12 protein-coding genes and 1 tRNA gene are annotated in these 15,193 nt (G+C 44.4%); 8 read left to right on the forward strand and 5 right to left on the reverse strand.

Annotated features, from left to right (window positions below):
- Window positions 1–674: 674 nt before the first annotated feature.
- The 8 genes from pth (at window position 675) to RYO92_RS09880 (ending at window position 9,639) form a co-directional block, all read left to right on the forward strand.
- Window positions 675–1,268 (forward strand): aminoacyl-tRNA hydrolase, encoded by a 594-nt coding sequence (pth, locus tag RYO92_RS09845; RefSeq protein WP_308578772.1) that lies wholly within the window; start codon window positions 675–677, stop codon window positions 1,266–1,268.
- Entirely contained in the window at window positions 1,261–4,686 is a 3,426-nt protein-coding gene (gene mfd / locus RYO92_RS09850) for a transcription-repair coupling factor (protein WP_315370273.1), read from the forward strand. The genes pth and mfd overlap by 8 nt, the downstream gene beginning before the upstream one ends.
- Window positions 4,687–4,866: 180 nt before the next feature.
- Complete coding sequence (locus tag RYO92_RS09855; RefSeq protein WP_007156668.1) at window positions 4,867–5,139, forward strand: HU family DNA-binding protein; 273 nt, start codon at window positions 4,867–4,869, stop codon at window positions 5,137–5,139.
- A gap of 4 nt (window positions 5,140–5,143) precedes the next feature.
- Window positions 5,144–5,383 carry an RNA-binding S4 domain-containing protein gene (locus RYO92_RS09860; protein ID WP_007156667.1) on the forward strand — a complete coding sequence of 80 codons (240 nt, stop codon included), beginning with the start codon at window positions 5,144–5,146 and terminating at the stop codon, window positions 5,381–5,383.
- Window positions 5,384–5,409: 26 nt separating this feature from the next.
- Window positions 5,410–5,688 (forward strand): septum formation initiator, encoded by a 279-nt coding sequence (locus tag RYO92_RS09865; RefSeq protein WP_242650879.1) that lies wholly within the window; start codon window positions 5,410–5,412, stop codon window positions 5,686–5,688.
- Window positions 5,689–5,804: 116 nt separating this feature from the next.
- A complete protein-coding gene (gene tilS / locus RYO92_RS09870; RefSeq protein WP_315370274.1) occupies window positions 5,805–6,914 on the forward strand; it encodes a tRNA lysidine(34) synthetase TilS in 1,110 nt (369 codons plus the stop codon).
- 50 nt (window positions 6,915–6,964) lie between these two features.
- Window positions 6,965–7,495, forward strand: a complete 531-nt coding sequence (gene hpt, locus RYO92_RS09875) for a hypoxanthine phosphoribosyltransferase (RefSeq protein ID WP_314667292.1) — start codon at window positions 6,965–6,967, stop codon at window positions 7,493–7,495.
- An 80-nt stretch (window positions 7,496–7,575) separates the two neighbouring features.
- Window positions 7,576–9,639 carry a glycoside hydrolase family 13 protein gene (locus tag RYO92_RS09880; RefSeq protein ID WP_315370275.1) on the forward strand — a complete coding sequence of 688 codons (2,064 nt, stop codon included), beginning with the start codon at window positions 7,576–7,578 and terminating at the stop codon, window positions 9,637–9,639.
- A 286-nt stretch (window positions 9,640–9,925) separates the two neighbouring features.
- Here RYO92_RS09880 and RYO92_RS09885 read toward each other — a convergent pair whose 3' ends face one another.
- From RYO92_RS09885 to RYO92_RS09905, 5 genes are all read right to left on the reverse strand, one after another.
- On the reverse strand, window positions 9,926–10,159 hold the full coding sequence (locus RYO92_RS09885; protein ID WP_183681446.1) for an HPr family phosphocarrier protein: 234 nt from the start codon (window positions 10,157–10,159) through the stop codon (window positions 9,926–9,928).
- Window positions 10,160–10,405: 246 nt separating this feature from the next.
- On the reverse strand, window positions 10,406–11,983 hold the full coding sequence (locus tag RYO92_RS09890; protein WP_315370276.1) for a D-alanyl-D-alanine carboxypeptidase family protein: 1,578 nt from the start codon (window positions 11,981–11,983) through the stop codon (window positions 10,406–10,408).
- 7 nt (window positions 11,984–11,990) lie between these two features.
- Window positions 11,991–14,135, reverse strand: a complete 2,145-nt coding sequence (locus RYO92_RS09895) for a sensor histidine kinase (RefSeq protein WP_315370277.1) — start codon at window positions 14,133–14,135, stop codon at window positions 11,991–11,993.
- A 2-nt stretch (window positions 14,136–14,137) separates the two neighbouring features.
- A complete protein-coding gene (locus RYO92_RS09900) occupies window positions 14,138–14,851 on the reverse strand; it encodes a response regulator transcription factor (RefSeq protein WP_007156657.1) in 714 nt (237 codons plus the stop codon).
- 131 nt (window positions 14,852–14,982) lie between these two features.
- Window positions 14,983–15,055, reverse strand: a tRNA-Lys gene (locus tag RYO92_RS09905).
- Window positions 15,056–15,193 lie beyond the last annotated feature (138 nt).

Consider the following 15,193-nt stretch of genomic DNA (forward strand, 5'->3'; position numbering starts at 1 on the left):
ATTACGCCGTTTATGGGCTCTTGACTCTTTCGCAACTGTCAAAGACGGGATTATATCATAAATAGGCTGATAAGTCACTTTAGCCTATTTTATACTTGTGCTTGCGTTAGTATTTATTGAGATAGTCCTTGTTTTTTTCCTTGTCCCACTTGGAACTGCTCCAAATCCCTGAACCATAGAGCAGTGAAGAACTGTAAGAATTCCAAAGCTGAAACGATTGATGCAGTATGGGCCTGTAAAAGGGGCAAGCCTGTCCACTGAACTTACTGAGCCTGAGGGTGGTGAAGTGCTGTAAGACTCCAACAGTTGAAGCGACTGATGCAGCATATCCCTGTAACAGGGGGCAATCTGAGCCCGTCAGTACTTACTGAAAGCGAGCGAAGCGATGCTTGAAGTTAGTACTGCTACGAAGGCGAAGTTAGCGGGAGCGTGCCCCACTTACAGGGATATGCTGTATCAAAGCGTATCTTGTATAATAATTACAGTCTTTCACTACTATGACGAGCGAAGTTAGCGGGAGCGTGCCCCACTTACAGGGATATGCTGCATCAGAGCGTAGCCCTTCATTGCTTATAGTCCTTCACCGCGAAGCTTCCACCTTGATTCGTTTGGAAAAACCCTCTATAATACGCCTTGTGCTTTAATCGAGCTTAAGAATAGAGAGAGGGAAGAAAATGTGGTTAATTGCAGGATTAGGGAATCCGGAGAAAAAATATGTGGGCACAAGACACAATGCCGGTTTTGCAGTGATTGATGTGCTTTGTAAGGAGCTGGGAAACCTGTCTTTGGAAAGCACCAAATTTCGTGGTGCCTATACCAAGACCAGAATTGGCAGCGAAGAGGTACTTCTTTTAAAGCCCCTAACCTATATGAACCTTTCCGGGGAATCCATCGTGCCTCTGGCTCAGTATTTTAAGATTCCCAAGGAGCAGATTCTGGTGCTCTCCGATGAGATTTCCTTTGCCCCCGGAGACATTCGCATCCGGAAGAAGGGTTCTGCCGGAGGGCATAACGGGCTGAAAAACATTATCGCCCACCTGCATAGTGAAGAGTTTCCCAGAATCCGTTTAGGGGTGGGGGCCAAGGGAGAGAAGGAAGATCTTGCCCACCATGTGCTTTCTCCATTTTCCAAGGAAGAACAGGCGGAGATGGAAGATGCCTATGAGAGAGCGGCAAAAGCCTGCATTGCCATCGTGGAAAAGGGGATTGATCAGGCCATGAACGAGTTTAATCAAAAGAAGAAGGGAAAGGAAGAGGCTGATGCATAATCTGGAAAAAATGCCGGAGGAGGGCATTCTTCTACCAAAAAATCCGGCGAGTAAAACCCGGATTTTTTTTGCACTTACGGAGGCTTTGGAAAAGAAAGAGCCCTTGTTTGTGGAGGGAATTTCCGACTCCCTAAAGTCCCTTTTGGCTCTTGGCTTTAGGGGAAAATGGATTCTTTACCTTTGTAAGACGGAGGAGCGGGCAAAGGAAATTCTTCAGGACGGTAAAATCTTTGCGGAGAATTGCCTGCTTTTTCCGGCGAAGGACTACCTTTTTTATAAGGCAGATACCAGAGGAAACTATATCAGTAGAGAGCGAAGTGAGTGCCTTAGGCAGCTGGTGGAGGAGGAAGAGGGAGTGCTTGTGACTACTCTTCCGGCAATGCTGGAAAAGTTGGAGGGAAAAAATGCCTTCCGTCAGGCAGTGTTTACGGTGCAGCTGGGACAGACTCTTTCTCTGGAGAGTTTGCAAGAAAGTCTTCATTCCCTTGGATATCAGAGGGTGGACCAGGTGGAGAGCAGAGGAGAGTATTCCCTTAGGGGAGGAATCCTGGATGTCTTTTCCAACCAAATGGAGGAGCCCCTTAGAATAGAATTTTTTGATGATGAGGTGGACAGCCTTCGGTATTTTTCTTTGGAAAGCCAGCGTTCTTTGGAACAGGTGGAGGAAGCCAATATTTACCCGGTGTCCGAGCAGGGAAAGCCCTCTTCCTTAAAGGCTTTTTCTCTTTTAGATTATCTTCCTAAGGATTGTCTGGTGATTGTGGATGAGCCGGTGAGAGTTTTAGAAGAGGGAAAAAGGGTAGAGGAGGAATTTATCGCCTACTTTTCCCAAAGGGCTGAAGCGGAAAAAACGGAGGCAAATCAGGAGAAGGATCAAAGGCCATTAGACCTTTTCTCTGTGAGGACTCTCATGGAGGAATGTGCTTCCCGCCCCATCTTCTTCTTTTCAAGCCTTGGAGGACTTTCCGAATGGGGGGAGGTCTTTGAAAATCCGCTAAAATCCATTTCTGTTGAATGTAGAGAAATTCCCTTTTACGGTAAGCAGTTTGCCCAGTTTAAGGGGGATATGGAAAAATATAAGAAGGAGAAGGTTCGGATCTCTTTGTATTCTCCTTCTCAAAGCAGAGCCTCCCGTCTGGCGGAAGAGTTAAGAAAGGAGGGGCTTTCCGCCTATTGTCCGGATAGACTTTCCGAAGACAGGGAAGAGGGAGAGGACACGGAAAATGCGGGAAGCATAAGGGTATTGCCCCGGTATCTTCGAAAGGGCTTTTATTTGCCTAAGGAAAAGCTTCTGGTAATGACGGAGCAGGACCTATATGGGCAAAGCCTTGCAGGAAGAAAACGTCGGAAGAAAAAGCAGGTGGAAAGTCTCCATATCGGTTCTTTGACGGAGCTCCATAAGGGAGACTATGTAGTGCATGAAAGCCACGGTATCGGCATTTATGAGGGCATTGAGCGAATCGTAACGGATGGCGTCAGCAAGGACTATTTAAAGATTCTCTACGGAGACGGGGGGAATCTGTATTTGCCGGTAAATAAATTGGACGGTATTGAGAAATATGCCGGAAAGGAGGCGAAGGCTCCTAAATTAAATCGCCTAAACGGTTCAGAATGGCAGAAAACCAAGTCCAAGGTTAAGGGGGCGGTGCGGGAAATCGCCAAGGAGCTTTTGGCTCTCTATGCCAAGAGGCAGGAAGAGAGAGGCTACCCCTTTGGAAAGGATACGGTTTGGCAAAGAGAATTTGAGGAGGCCTTTCCCTACGAGGAAACCGGAGATCAGCTTCTGGCTATTGAAGCCACCAAGGAAGACATGGAAAGTGAGAAAATCATGGACCGGCTGGTTTGTGGGGATGTGGGCTACGGAAAGACAGAAATAGCGCTTAGGGCAGCCTTTAAGGCGGTGCAGGACTCCAAGCAGGTGGCCTACCTTTGCCCCACCACCATTTTGGCCCAGCAAATCTACAATGGCTTTGTGGAGAGAATGAAGGGCTTTCCGGTGGAAGTGGGAATTCTTTCCCGTTTTCAGAGTCAAAAGGAAGTCCATAAGACCCTGGAACAGCTTGCCAGCGGACGAATTGATATCTTAGTAGGAACTCACAGATTACTTTCCAAGGATGTGCATTTTAAAAATCTGGGGCTTCTGGTGGTGGATGAGGAACAGCGCTTCGGGGTACAGCATAAGGAGCGCATCAAGTCCTTAAAGGAAAATGTGGATGTGCTTACCCTTTCCGCAACCCCTATTCCCAGAACTCTCCACATGTCTTTGGTGGGTATTCGAGACCTTTCCATACTGGAGGAAGCTCCCATGGACAGACTTCCCATCCAAACCTATGTAATGGAAGAGGAGGAGGGCACCATTCGGGAGGCCATTTCCAGAGAGCTTCGGCGAAACGGTCAGGTTTACTATGTGCATAATCGGGTGAAAAGCATAGAGGATACGGCGCTTCGCCTGCAAAAACTGCTTCCGGAGGCTCGTATTGCTTATGCTCACGGGCAAATGGGAGAGAAGGAGCTGGAAGAAATCATGCTTTCCTTTATTGCCGGAGAAATAGATGTGCTGGTATCCACCACCATTATTGAAACCGGACTGGATATTCCCAATGCCAATACCCTGATTATTCAAGATGCGGATAAGATGGGGCTTTCCCAGCTTTACCAGATTCGAGGCAGGGTAGGAAGATCCAACAGAACCTCCTATGCATTTTTACTATATAAAAAAGGAAAAAGCCTTACAGAAGAGTCGGAAAAGCGCTTAAAGGCTATCCGGGAATTTACGGAGCTGGGCTCCGGAATTCGTATTGCTTTAAGAGACCTGGAAATCCGCGGGGCGGGAAATGTATTGGGAGCAGAGCAGCACGGCCACATGGAGGCGGTGGGTTATGAGCTCTATACCAAGTTGCTTCGCCATGCGGTACTTTTGGAAAAGGGAGAAAAGCAGGAAGAGGAGGACTTTGAAACCCAGCTGGATGTGGATCTGGACGCTTTTATTCCGGAAAACTATATGGAAAATGAGGAACAGAAGCTGGAGGCTTATCAAAAAATTGCTCTTTTAAGCAGTGAAGAAGAGAAGATGGATTTGGAGGATGAGCTGACAGACCGTTACGGAGATCTTCCCTATCAGGTGGAAAATCTCTTCCAGGTGGCAAGCCTTCGAAATCTGCTTCATAAAATAGGGGTAACGGAGTGCAAGATCAAGAGGGGAGAAATTCACTTTTTATTCTTCCCTAAGGCGAAAATCAATACCGCTGCCATTCCTACCTTGATTTCCGAGTCCCGGGGGGAGATTCGATTTGTAAATGGAGAGAGTCCCAAGCTTTTATATAAAAAGAAGAATTTGCGGGATTTGCCCAAAATTCAGGAAAGTATGGAAAAAGCAAAGGAAATAGCAGAAGCCCTGCTTCTCCCACTTTCCCCTTAAAAAGAAAGAAAAACTATCAAATTTTTTACAAAAATAGAGAAAAAACATAGGAAATCCATGGAAATACAAGGCTTTCATTGACAGGAGAAAAGGAGAAAGTTATAATGCACTCGTATGTGGGGAGTTGTGCCCCAAGTAACAAGACTACGCCGAAAAATCGGCGATTATGGAGGATGAAAGATGAATAAAGTAGATTTGGTTTCCGCAGTAGCAAAGCAGGCAGAGTTATCTAAGAAGGATGCGGGATTAGCAGTTGAGGCTGTTTTTGATGCCATTTCTGAGGCTTTAGAGAAGGGGGATAAGGTTCAGCTTATCGGTTTCGGAACTTTCGATGTTTCTGAGAGAGCTGCAAGAGAGGGACGTAATCCAAGAACCGGAGAGACTATGAAGATTGCTGCTTCCAAGGCTCCAAGATTCAAGGCAGGTAAGGCTTTAAAGGATCGCGTGAACTAATTTCATGCGACTGGATAAGTATTTGAAGGTATCTCGTCTCATAAAAAGACGCACAATTGCTAATGAAGCCTGCGATACCGGTCGAATATCTGTTAACGGGAAAGTGCAGAAGGCTTCCTACGACGTAAAGGTAGGAGATGTCATCAGCATTCGTTTCGGAGAAAAAGCAGTAGAAGCCAAGGTATTGTCGGTGCAAGAGACTGTGCGAAAGGATGAGGCGGCAGAGCTATTTCAATATCTATGAGAAAGCAAGAGAAACAGAAAAGAAAAATGTTTAAACATGGGGTTACTGTCCTGGGATTGTTCATGGTGGTAGCCCTTCTTGCTATTGTTATTTTTGTTCGTGGCAGAGAGCTTACGGAGAAAAATAAAAACTATCTTGCTATGGAAGAGAGTTTGGCTGAGGAGTACAGTAAGGAAGAGCAACGGGCTAAAGCTCTGGAAGAGAAAAAAGTCTATGTGAAGACCAAAGAGTATATCATGGAAGAAGCAAGAGAGATATTTGGATTGCAGATGCCGGATGAGATTATTGTAAGGCCGAAAGAGTAAAGACTGAAAGAGGAAAACTCTATGTCATAGGTTTTATCTATGCCATAGGGTTAGGATTAGAGAAAAGCGAAAGAGGAAGATTCTTCTTTCGTTTTTCCTTTGTATACAGGGATAAAATGAGAAAAGGAATCGATACCGAGCTATTTTTACAAGTAAAAAAACAGCAGTGGATAGGGGAAGGGGAGCAGATTTTGCTGGCTCTTTCCGGCGGTGCGGATTCCATGTATCTTTTGTATTTTTTAAAGGAATTACAGAAGCATCTTTCTTTTTCTCTTAGAGCCATGCATGTGCAACACGGTATCAGGGGAGAAGAAGCTGTAGAAGATGCTGCATTTTCCAGACAGCAGGCGGAGCTATATCAAGTGCCTTTTTTGGAATATACCTGCTCCGTACCGGACTATGCCGAGGAAAATAAGCTGGGACTGGAAGAGGCGGCAAGGACACTTCGTTACAAAGCCTTAAAAGAAGAAGCCCTTCGTTGGCAGGCGGAAAGCGGCCGAAAAACAAAAATTGCCTTGGCGCATCATATGGACGATCAGGCGGAAACGATATTGTTTCATTTGATTCGAGGGGCGGGATTTTCCGGAATTAGCGGCATGAAGGCGGAAGAGCTTCTTTCAGAGGCTGAAAAAAAAGCACATTATGCAGTCAATCATCAAGCCAATTATGAAGTTATTCGTGAGGTCAATCAAGAAGCCAATCATGAAGGCATTACCCTTCTTCGCCCCCTCCTGTCTTTGCGGAAGGAGGAGATTCTGAAGCGACTGGAGGAATTGGGGATCCCCTATCGGGAGGACAGCACGAACAGGGACAAAAGCTATGCCAGAAATTATCTTCGCTTGGAAATCTTACCCGCTTTGGAGAAGATTAATGCCGGAGCGGTAAAGCATTTGCTGGAGGCGGCAGAGCTTTTTTCGGAAACGGAAGCCTATTTTCAAGAGAAGACGAAAGAATGGATAGAGCAATACGGAGAATGGGAGCAAAGCACTTCGGGAAAAATCATTTCTCTTTCCATTCCCCAATTAAAAAAGGAAAAAGCACTTTTCCGCAGAGAAATCTATAAAGAAGCCATTCTTATGCTAAGGGGCAGTACCACTGAGTTTGGAAAGCTGCATTACCATGGTATTGACCGCTTGTTGAAAAGGGGAAACGGTGGAAGGCTTTCTCTTCCGAAAGGTGTAAAGGCAAGAGTGGAGCAAAAACGACTGCTTTTAGAAAAGTTTTAAAATCATGTAATCCGGAATTTTATAGGAAAATAGTAAATGGGGGACTCAATATGGAAAAAGAAGAAAAAATCCGAGTACTGTTTTCGGAGGAGGAAATTGAAAAGCGGGTAAGTGAACTGGCGGAGGAGATTGGAAGAGACTATGCCGGAAAGGACCTGCATTTAATCTGTATTTTGAAGGGGGCGGCTCCCTTTATGTGCGAACTGGCGAAAAAATTGAATAACCCACGAGTTTCCATGGATTTTATGGCAGTCAGCAGCTACGGCTCTCAAACCCAAAGCTCCGGAGTAGTAAAGATTGTAAAGGATCTGGATGAGCCCTTGGAAGGGAAGGATGTTCTTTTGGTGGAGGACATTATCGACACGGGAAGAACCTTGCATCATTTGGAGCATATGCTTCGGGAAAGACACCCGGCTTCTTTGGAAATCTGTACTCTCTTGGATAAGCCGGAGAGAAGGGAAGTTGAGGTAGATGTAAAATACAAGGGCTTTTGTGTTCCGGATGTTTTCGTCGTAGGCTACGGCATTGACTATGCCCAGAAGTATAGAGCATTGAACTACATCGGAGAAGTGATTCTTTAAGTTTGCAAAGCTTTGATTGGAATTCGGGAAGGGCGGTATCGCTTTTTTCAGGATTGGGGAAGTAAAGGAGGATTTCCGAAATGGAGGAAAGAGGAATCAATCGAGAGGCCTTATACAGCATAGGAAAGGGGTTCTACCGGGAACCGGAGGAGAGCCCGGCATTTTCGGATGTGACCATTCGTTTTCGTACCCTAAGAGAGGATGTAGACAGGGTTTTGGTTTATCTTCCGGATGAACAGCAGATTTATGCGATGAAGCTGGAAAGCAGCGACCACTATTTTGATTACTATGAAATAGAAATCAAGCTGAAGGATAAACCCTTACATTATTATTTCCGCATTGAAAAGGGAGAAGAGATTATCCATTACAACCGTTTAGGGGTAACGGAAGATTTAGATATTCAGTACGCTTTTTCCGTTTTTCCGGATTTTTTTGTTCCGGACTGGATTAAAGGCGCTACTATGTATCAGATTTTTGTGGACCGCTTTCGAAATAGTGACGGAAAGAACAATGTAGAGGACAGAGAGTATATTTATCTGGGACGCCCTGTAGTATCTGTTTCGGATTGGGATGCCCCTGTAGAGTCCTTTGATGTACATCGCTTTTATGGCGGTGATTTGGAAGGGGTTTGGGAAAAGCTGGATTATCTGGAGCATTTGGGGGTAGAGGTTCTTTATTTCAACCCGCTCTTTGTGTCTCCCTCCAATCATAAATATGACACCCAGGATTATGATCATATTGATCCCCATTTGGGAAGAATTGTGAATGACGGGGGCAAGGTGCTTCCTAAGGGGGAAACGGACAATAGAGAAGCCTCCAAGTACAGTATTCGCAGTACGGACAAAGAGAATTTAGAGGCCAGTGATACCCTATTCTTACTTTTTGTGGAGGCCTGCCACAAGAGGGGAATGCGAGTGATTATCGACGGCGTTTTTAATCACTGCGGTTCCTTCCATCGCTATATGAATGCTTCCTATTTCTACAAAACCGATGAGGGCTCACCCTATCCTAAGGGAGCTTATGAAAGCTATTACAGTCCCTATCTGGATTACTTTCATTTTGCGAAGGAAGAAGAGAGCGATTGGCCGGAAAATGACAGCTATGAAAAGTGGTGGGGAAATGATACTCTGCCGAAATTGAATTATGAAAATGCTCCCAAGCTGGAGGCGGAAATCTTAGCGATTGCAAAAAAATGGGTTAGTCCTCCCTTTTCCTGTGACGGCTGGCGTCTGGATGTAGCAGCTGATTTAGGGCACAGTGAAGCCTATAACCACAGATTTTGGAAGAAGTTCCGAAGAGCTGTGAAGGAGGCTAATGAAGACGCGGTAATTTTAGCAGAGCATTACGGAAATCCCAGTGCCTGGCTGAAAGGGCAGGAGTGGGACAGCATTATGAACTACGATGCCTTTATGGAGCCGGTAAGCTGGTTTCTGACCGGTATGGAAAAGCATTCCGATAGGGCTGAGCCGGAGAAATTCGGAGATGGAGAGCTATTCTTTAACACCATGCGCTATAACATGGCAAAGCTTCCGGAAAATGCCTTGGATGCTGCGATGAATCAGCTGTCCAACCATGATCATTCCCGTTTCTTAACCAGAACCAACAGAAGAGCCGGAAGAATGAAAGATGGCTTTGATGATGCGGGAATCGGCATTGACTACGGGCTTTTCCGTCTGGCCAGTATGCTTTTGTTTACTTGGCCGGGAGCACCTACCCTGTTTTATGGTGATGAAGTAGGCGTATACGGATGGACTGAGCCGGATTGTCGTAGACCCTATCCTTGGGGAAAGGAAGATTTGGAGCTTTTAGAATATCATCGGTATTTGATTTCCCACAGAAAGGCTTCACCTGCCTTGAAAAACGGAAATCTTATGCTCCTGAAAAGTGGAAAAAACTGGGTATCCTATCTTCGATGCAGTGAAAATCAAATCGCTCTGATTATTATATACTGCGGAGATGAGGACTGTACTTTGGATATCCCCCTGTGGAGGGCATCCATTACGGATAAGATGGAGATTCGAAGAGTACTGAAAACCGATGGAAGAGGCTATAATGCCGGACAAACCAAGCGCTATACGGAGAATGGTATCCTTTCCAGTAGGTTAAGAGCAAAGACAGGAAAGATTTACCTTATAGACTTTTAAACTTTACAAGGATTAGAAAACGAGATATCGCACGCGTAGTGTGCGATACTCGTTAAGAATAAAAAAAGAGCTACAGAAGAGATTTCGTTCTTTACTGTATACCGGCTCTACCTTAGGGGCACGCTCCCGCTAAGCTCGCCCCTGCAGGGGATACTAAACGAAAAACTTCATAATATTCGTTTTTCGTAAGTACCCGCGGGCTCAGATTGCCCCTGTCGGTAGACCGGCTATACAGTTACAGAACTGAATTACAATCTTTTCTGTAGCTCTTTTTGTTTTATTAATCTTATTCGGATACTACAAAAGTCGAGAGCTTATCCTCTACGAACTTTACGCGCTCTTCCGGTACGGAAAGCTTATGAACCTTTCCTACCCCAAGATATAGAATTCCTAAAATAGATTTTGCGTCTACGCAACGATTTCCGTCGCATAAATCCATATCAAAATTGAATTCTCCTGTAAGCTCTACAAATTCGTTTACACTGTCCGCATTGGGAATCATAATGTGTAATGTTTCCATTCTTATCCTCCTTGATTAACTGCTCCTATATTCCGTCTTTTTTTCTTTGTGATTAAAATCATATAGTATTACGACAAACTACTGAAAAAAATAATAGTAATGCATTATGGATTTTATCACGCGGTATTATGGAGAACAAGAAAGATATTCTAAAAATTCTACGATATTTCCTAAAAAAACTATTTTTTTTCCATAGCTTTTCTCAAGATGAATCCTTCGAGATTCAAAAAAGTCCTTCCCGTTCAACTATTTTTTCTGCCTCTTTCGCTTTTCAAACATCAGGTCACGTTTCGCCTTTTGTTCTCGGCTAAGATCCTTTGTGTGCTTTAACATTCTTTTTCTTCTTCTGGCTCTGTAGAATTCTTCCCTTCTTTGGAAAAAATAGAGAAAGAGAAGAGAAAGAAGCACCAGAGTGAATATAGCAAAAAGAATCTGAAGCACCCGTAGGATAGGCTTTTGCAGGATGATTTTTCCTGCCTTCTTATCGAAGACAATGGGTGCGTGGTTTATTTTTTCCATGGCTGTGGATTCTTCCGCCTTGCTTTCATTTTCCTGATTTTCCATGGCTACGGAGATCTGCTTGGGAATATTCTCCGTCTTCTTTAAAGAAGTATTGGGAAGATCCTTGTTGTCTTCCTCTCTTTTAGAATCCTCCAGGTACACATAAGCTGTGCCTACCGTTCTTCCATCGTACTGATAGAGAATTTTGGCTATCTTGCCGCTGGCTTTTTCCTCCTCGCTAATATCGTAGGAAAGGGTAGAGGCAATATCCGTTATGGGAATATTTTTGGGAAGGCAAATCTGCTCATCTCTTCCTACGGTAAAATGCAAAGCCTCCACCAAGGGAAGTCCATCCACCGTCCAAGGGTTTTCCAACTGGGCAAAGCGCCTATCATTGCTTTCCGCAGGATAAGAGTTGAAATTGGCAAAGCCGAAATCGAAGAGCTTTTTGCTGTCCCGATACTGGGAATTATGACCGTTTAAGATAACACAAATTAGGGTAGTATCCCCTCTTTTGCAGGCTGTCACCAAGGTATTTCCGGCAAGAAGGGTATATCCGGTCTTTCCGGCAAATACACCGCTGTAATACTCCTTATTGCTTTTCTTCATCATCTTATGATGAGCATAGATGGTGTTTTCCGGGGCATTGGGGTCCGGATACTTAATCAAGGGACCATGAGTGTATACCTGAGTGGCATCAATCTGACAAAATGTCGGATTGCTTATGGCGTACTGCATGATTTTTGCCATATCCAGGGCACTGGTGTAGTGTTCCGGATTGTTCAGTCCGGAAGGATTGGTAAAATGAGAATTTGTACAGCCGATTTCCGCAGCCTTTTGGTTCATCAGTTCCGCAAACTTTTCGTTGGAGCCGGCCACATGCTCTGCCAGTGCATTGGCGCAGTCGTTGGCGGAATGGAGCAGAAGGGAGTAAAGACAGTCTCGAACACTTAACTTATCTCCCGGAGATGCGGCAATGACGGTGGAATTGTTTTCCAGATTTCCTCTGGTGGCTTCCTGGGAAAAGGTGACCTTTTCCTCCAGATTTTCCACATGTTCTAACACGACGATGGCCGTTAAGACCTTGGTAATGGAGGCGGGAAAGTAGTGGGTGTTCTCATTTTTAGCATAGAGAATCGTGGAGGACTTGGCATCCATCAGCAAAGCACCATCCGCCTCAACTTGGTCTACACAAGTGGGCCAGGTATCCGCCAAAACTTGTTTCGAAAATACAAAAGAAAAAAGCATGGAAAAAAGCAGAACAAAATATAGGCTGTTTCTACTGTAACGACTCAGTTTATTTTTCAGAGATTGCTTTATCATTTTCAATTTACAATTCCTCTTTTACTAAAGGGAAGGAAAGGGAAACCTTATACAAATCCCCGTCAATTTCAATCTTCATTTTACCGTTCATCAGCTTGGTCAGACTTTTCGCAATGGACAAGCCAAGACCTGAGCCCTCTGTGCTTCGGCTTACGTCTCCACGTACAAAACGTTCCGTTAACTCTTCCGGGGAAACGTTTAAGGGGGCTTCTGAAATATTTTTCATGGTAAAGGTGGCCTCTTCTTCTCCCTTTTGCAAATCCACATAGACCCGACTTCCCTGCAAAGCATATTTACAACAGTTATTAAGAAGATTTTCCAATACCCGGAAAAGCTGTCGACCATCCGCCAGAATCAGAATATCCTCCTGAGGGAGGGTAGTAAGCACCTGTAAGGAGCGGGCAGCCAATTTGTCTTCGAACTCCCCCAGACTTTGCTGCAAAATCTCCGTGTAGTGAATCGGGATAAGCTCTAAAGAGATATTTCCGGAACTGGCTTTGCTGGCTTCCACCAAATCCTCCGTCAGATTCTTTAAACGTGCGGACTTTTGCTCCAAAACGACGATATATTCCTGAACTCTGGGACTTTCAATATTTTCCCGCTTTAAAAGATCCACATAGCTGATAATGCTGGTAAGAGGGGTCTTTAAATCATGGGAAACATTGGTAATCAAGTCGGTTTTTAAACGCTCCGCCTTTACCTGCTCCGTTACCGCTGCCTTCAATCCTCTACTGATGGAGTAGGAGTAGTAGTCAATGGAAATTAAAAGGAAAAGCAGTAGTAAGCTAAAGCCCAGATGTAAGAGGCTTTTATGATGGAAAAAGCAGTAAAGATTATAGCCGAAGAGCCCAATGCCCAGGAAATTCGGAAGGACGAAGAGTAGTACACTGTATAATCTGGAACGGGTAAAGCCGCTGGCGGAAAGTGTACTCTCCAGAAGACTCCAAATTCGTCTGCTATAGGAAGAGGAAATTAGAATTCCCTTCCGCATCTGCCGCACCAGGGAAAGAAGCAGAGGCAGAAAAACAGTGTAGCGCAGGGCGAAAAGGCCCATCCTATGAAAGAAGAGGGGCTCCGGCAATTTTCCCAATACCAGAATCAAGCTGTCGAAAAAATATCGGTTGAAGACTTCTGCAAAAAAGAACCAAAAGACAGATATAGCCAAAATGCCTTCTAAGGGCACCCGGTCAATGGCATAAAGAATCATTTGCCGATTTTCTCCCCGACCGGTATGTAATAATAGAAAAGCAAAGCTAAACACAAAGGCTATAAGACTTCCGAAGAAAAGCACTACGCCCAAAATACTCAGGTTTCTTCGAATGCTGTATTCCTCCATCATGGTTTTATATTGGTCATGAACAGGAAAGGAGGTATCCACCCCTGCAGCAAAGACATAGGAACCGTCTTTATAAGGATCTCTGGCTTCCAAAAGAGGTACCAGATTGGAGGGAATCGTTTTTAGATTGCTTTTGATTTCCAAAGAAGAAGAGGCTGTAAAAACATATTTCCCCAGCTTTTGAATTTTTTCCGCTGTGCCGTCATTTTCATTATTATAATAGGTGGAATTATTTCCGTTGCTATAGGCCACATAAAATTGGAAGTTGGAGCCCTGATCAAAATATCGGGAGCGGATGGCATAGTACTTTGCCAAATAGCTCAGTGCTTCCTTGGCCAGTCTTCCCAAGCTCATAAAACCGTCAGCAGGGCTGGCAGGCTGGTAATCCGGAAGATAGGCACGGTAAATCACTTTGATCTGGTGTTCTTTTTCGTCCTGTTCCTTGGTGACAGTGGCGGGACCGTCCTCCATGATTTCATTTTTCTCGTTTAAATAGTAGCCCATGGAACGGGCATACTTAATCAAATAGTCCAGACTGTAGGAACGGGTGGCACCGTTACTTTCACTCTGGGCTATGGTATGGTTTAGATCCAGGGTTCCTCTGGTTTCAAAAAGATCCCGAAGATCAATATAATCAAAGATATCATTGATGCTTTCCGAAACAGCACTGTCAAAGCTGGAGGAAGAAAGATAGTTCTTCTCCTGCAAAAAGGCAATGGTATCACTTCCCTTGGGGGCAAAATGCAACAACACCAGACTGATGGAAAAGAGAAATAAAATGAAAAAATGGAGCAAAAAGGGGAGAAGACGTTTCATGCTTAGTCCTCGCTCTTTCCCTGCTTTTCAATTTTATAACCCACACCCCAAACCACCTTCAAATACTTAGGCTTTCTGGAGTTGATTTCGATTTTTTCCCGAATATGACGGATATGCACCGCTACAGTGTTGTCCGCCCCGATGGCTTCCTCGTTCCAAATGGAGGTATAAATTTCGTCAATGGAAAAGACTTTACCGGCATTTCGAACCAGAAGAAGGAGAATATTGTACTCAATAGGCGTAAGCTTTACCAGCTCGCCGTCTACGGATACCTCTTTGGTGTCATCATTAATCACCAGACCGCCGCAGCTGTAAATAGCTTCTCCCTTAGACTGTTCATTCATATTGCCAAGCTGGGTGTAGCGGCGAAGCTGGGACTTTACTCTGGCCACCATCTCCAAGGGGTTAAAGGGTTTGGTGATATAATCATCCGCACCGATATTTAAACCGAGAATCTTATCGGTGTCCTCGCCCTTGGCACTTAGGATAATGATGGGGATAGAGCTTTTTTCCCGAATCTTCAAGGTGGTACGGATACCGTCCAGCCCGGGCATCATCACGTCCAAAATGATAAGATCCACATTTTCCTTTTCCAAAATCTTTAAAACATCATATCCGTCAAAAGCCTTAATCACCTGATATCCTTCTCCGGTAAGATAGATGGAAATGGCTTCTACAATCTGTTTATCATCATCGCAAACTAAAATCTTTTGCATAAGAATCTCCTTTACTCAAAAGTTATTTCCTACAGAGTATAGCAAAGCTTTTAAGAAAGAGAAAGGACAAGCAAAAGTCTTTAGAAAAAAATAAAAAAAAAGAATGTTGCTCTTCCAACATTCTTTAGAACTGCGCCCTCAGGGACTCGAACCCTGGACAAATAGATTAAGAGTCTACTGCTCTACCAGCTGAGCTAAGGGCGCTTGTTTCCGCCGTTTTCGCGGCACCCGTACAATATACAAAACTTCCGAAAACTTGTCAAGAACTTTTCTAAAAAAATTTTTTTTCCAAAAATGAAAAAGTAAATTCTACTCATCTATCCCCCAGTAGATTTTACTTCT

This window comes from Oribacterium sinus (genome assembly GCF_963553175.1).
Taxonomy (GTDB): domain Bacteria; phylum Bacillota; class Clostridia; order Lachnospirales; family Lachnospiraceae; genus Oribacterium; species Oribacterium sinus_B.

Coding starts and splice junctions, on each gene's coding strand:
- pth (WP_308578772.1), top strand. CDS start 675: ATGTGGTTAATTGCAGGATTAGGGAATCCGGAGAAAAAATATGTGGGC.
- mfd (WP_315370273.1), top strand. CDS start 1,261: ATGCATAATCTGGAAAAAATGCCGGAGGAGGGCATTCTTCTACCAAAA.
- RYO92_RS09855 (WP_007156668.1), top strand. CDS start 4,867: ATGAATAAAGTAGATTTGGTTTCCGCAGTAGCAAAGCAGGCAGAGTTA.
- RYO92_RS09860 (WP_007156667.1), top strand. CDS start 5,144: ATGCGACTGGATAAGTATTTGAAGGTATCTCGTCTCATAAAAAGACGC.
- RYO92_RS09865 (WP_242650879.1), top strand. CDS start 5,410: ATGTTTAAACATGGGGTTACTGTCCTGGGATTGTTCATGGTGGTAGCC.
- tilS (WP_315370274.1), top strand. CDS start 5,805: ATGAGAAAAGGAATCGATACCGAGCTATTTTTACAAGTAAAAAAACAG.
- hpt (WP_314667292.1), top strand. CDS start 6,965: ATGGAAAAAGAAGAAAAAATCCGAGTACTGTTTTCGGAGGAGGAAATT.
- RYO92_RS09880 (WP_315370275.1), top strand. CDS start 7,576: ATGGAGGAAAGAGGAATCAATCGAGAGGCCTTATACAGCATAGGAAAG.
- RYO92_RS09885 (WP_183681446.1), bottom strand. CDS start 10,159: ATGGAAACATTACACATTATGATTCCCAATGCGGACAGTGTAAACGAA.
- RYO92_RS09890 (WP_315370276.1), bottom strand. CDS start 11,983: ATGATAAAGCAATCTCTGAAAAATAAACTGAGTCGTTACAGTAGAAAC.
- RYO92_RS09895 (WP_315370277.1), bottom strand. CDS start 14,135: ATGAAACGTCTTCTCCCCTTTTTGCTCCATTTTTTCATTTTATTTCTC.
- RYO92_RS09900 (WP_007156657.1), bottom strand. CDS start 14,851: ATGCAAAAGATTTTAGTTTGCGATGATGATAAACAGATTGTAGAAGCC.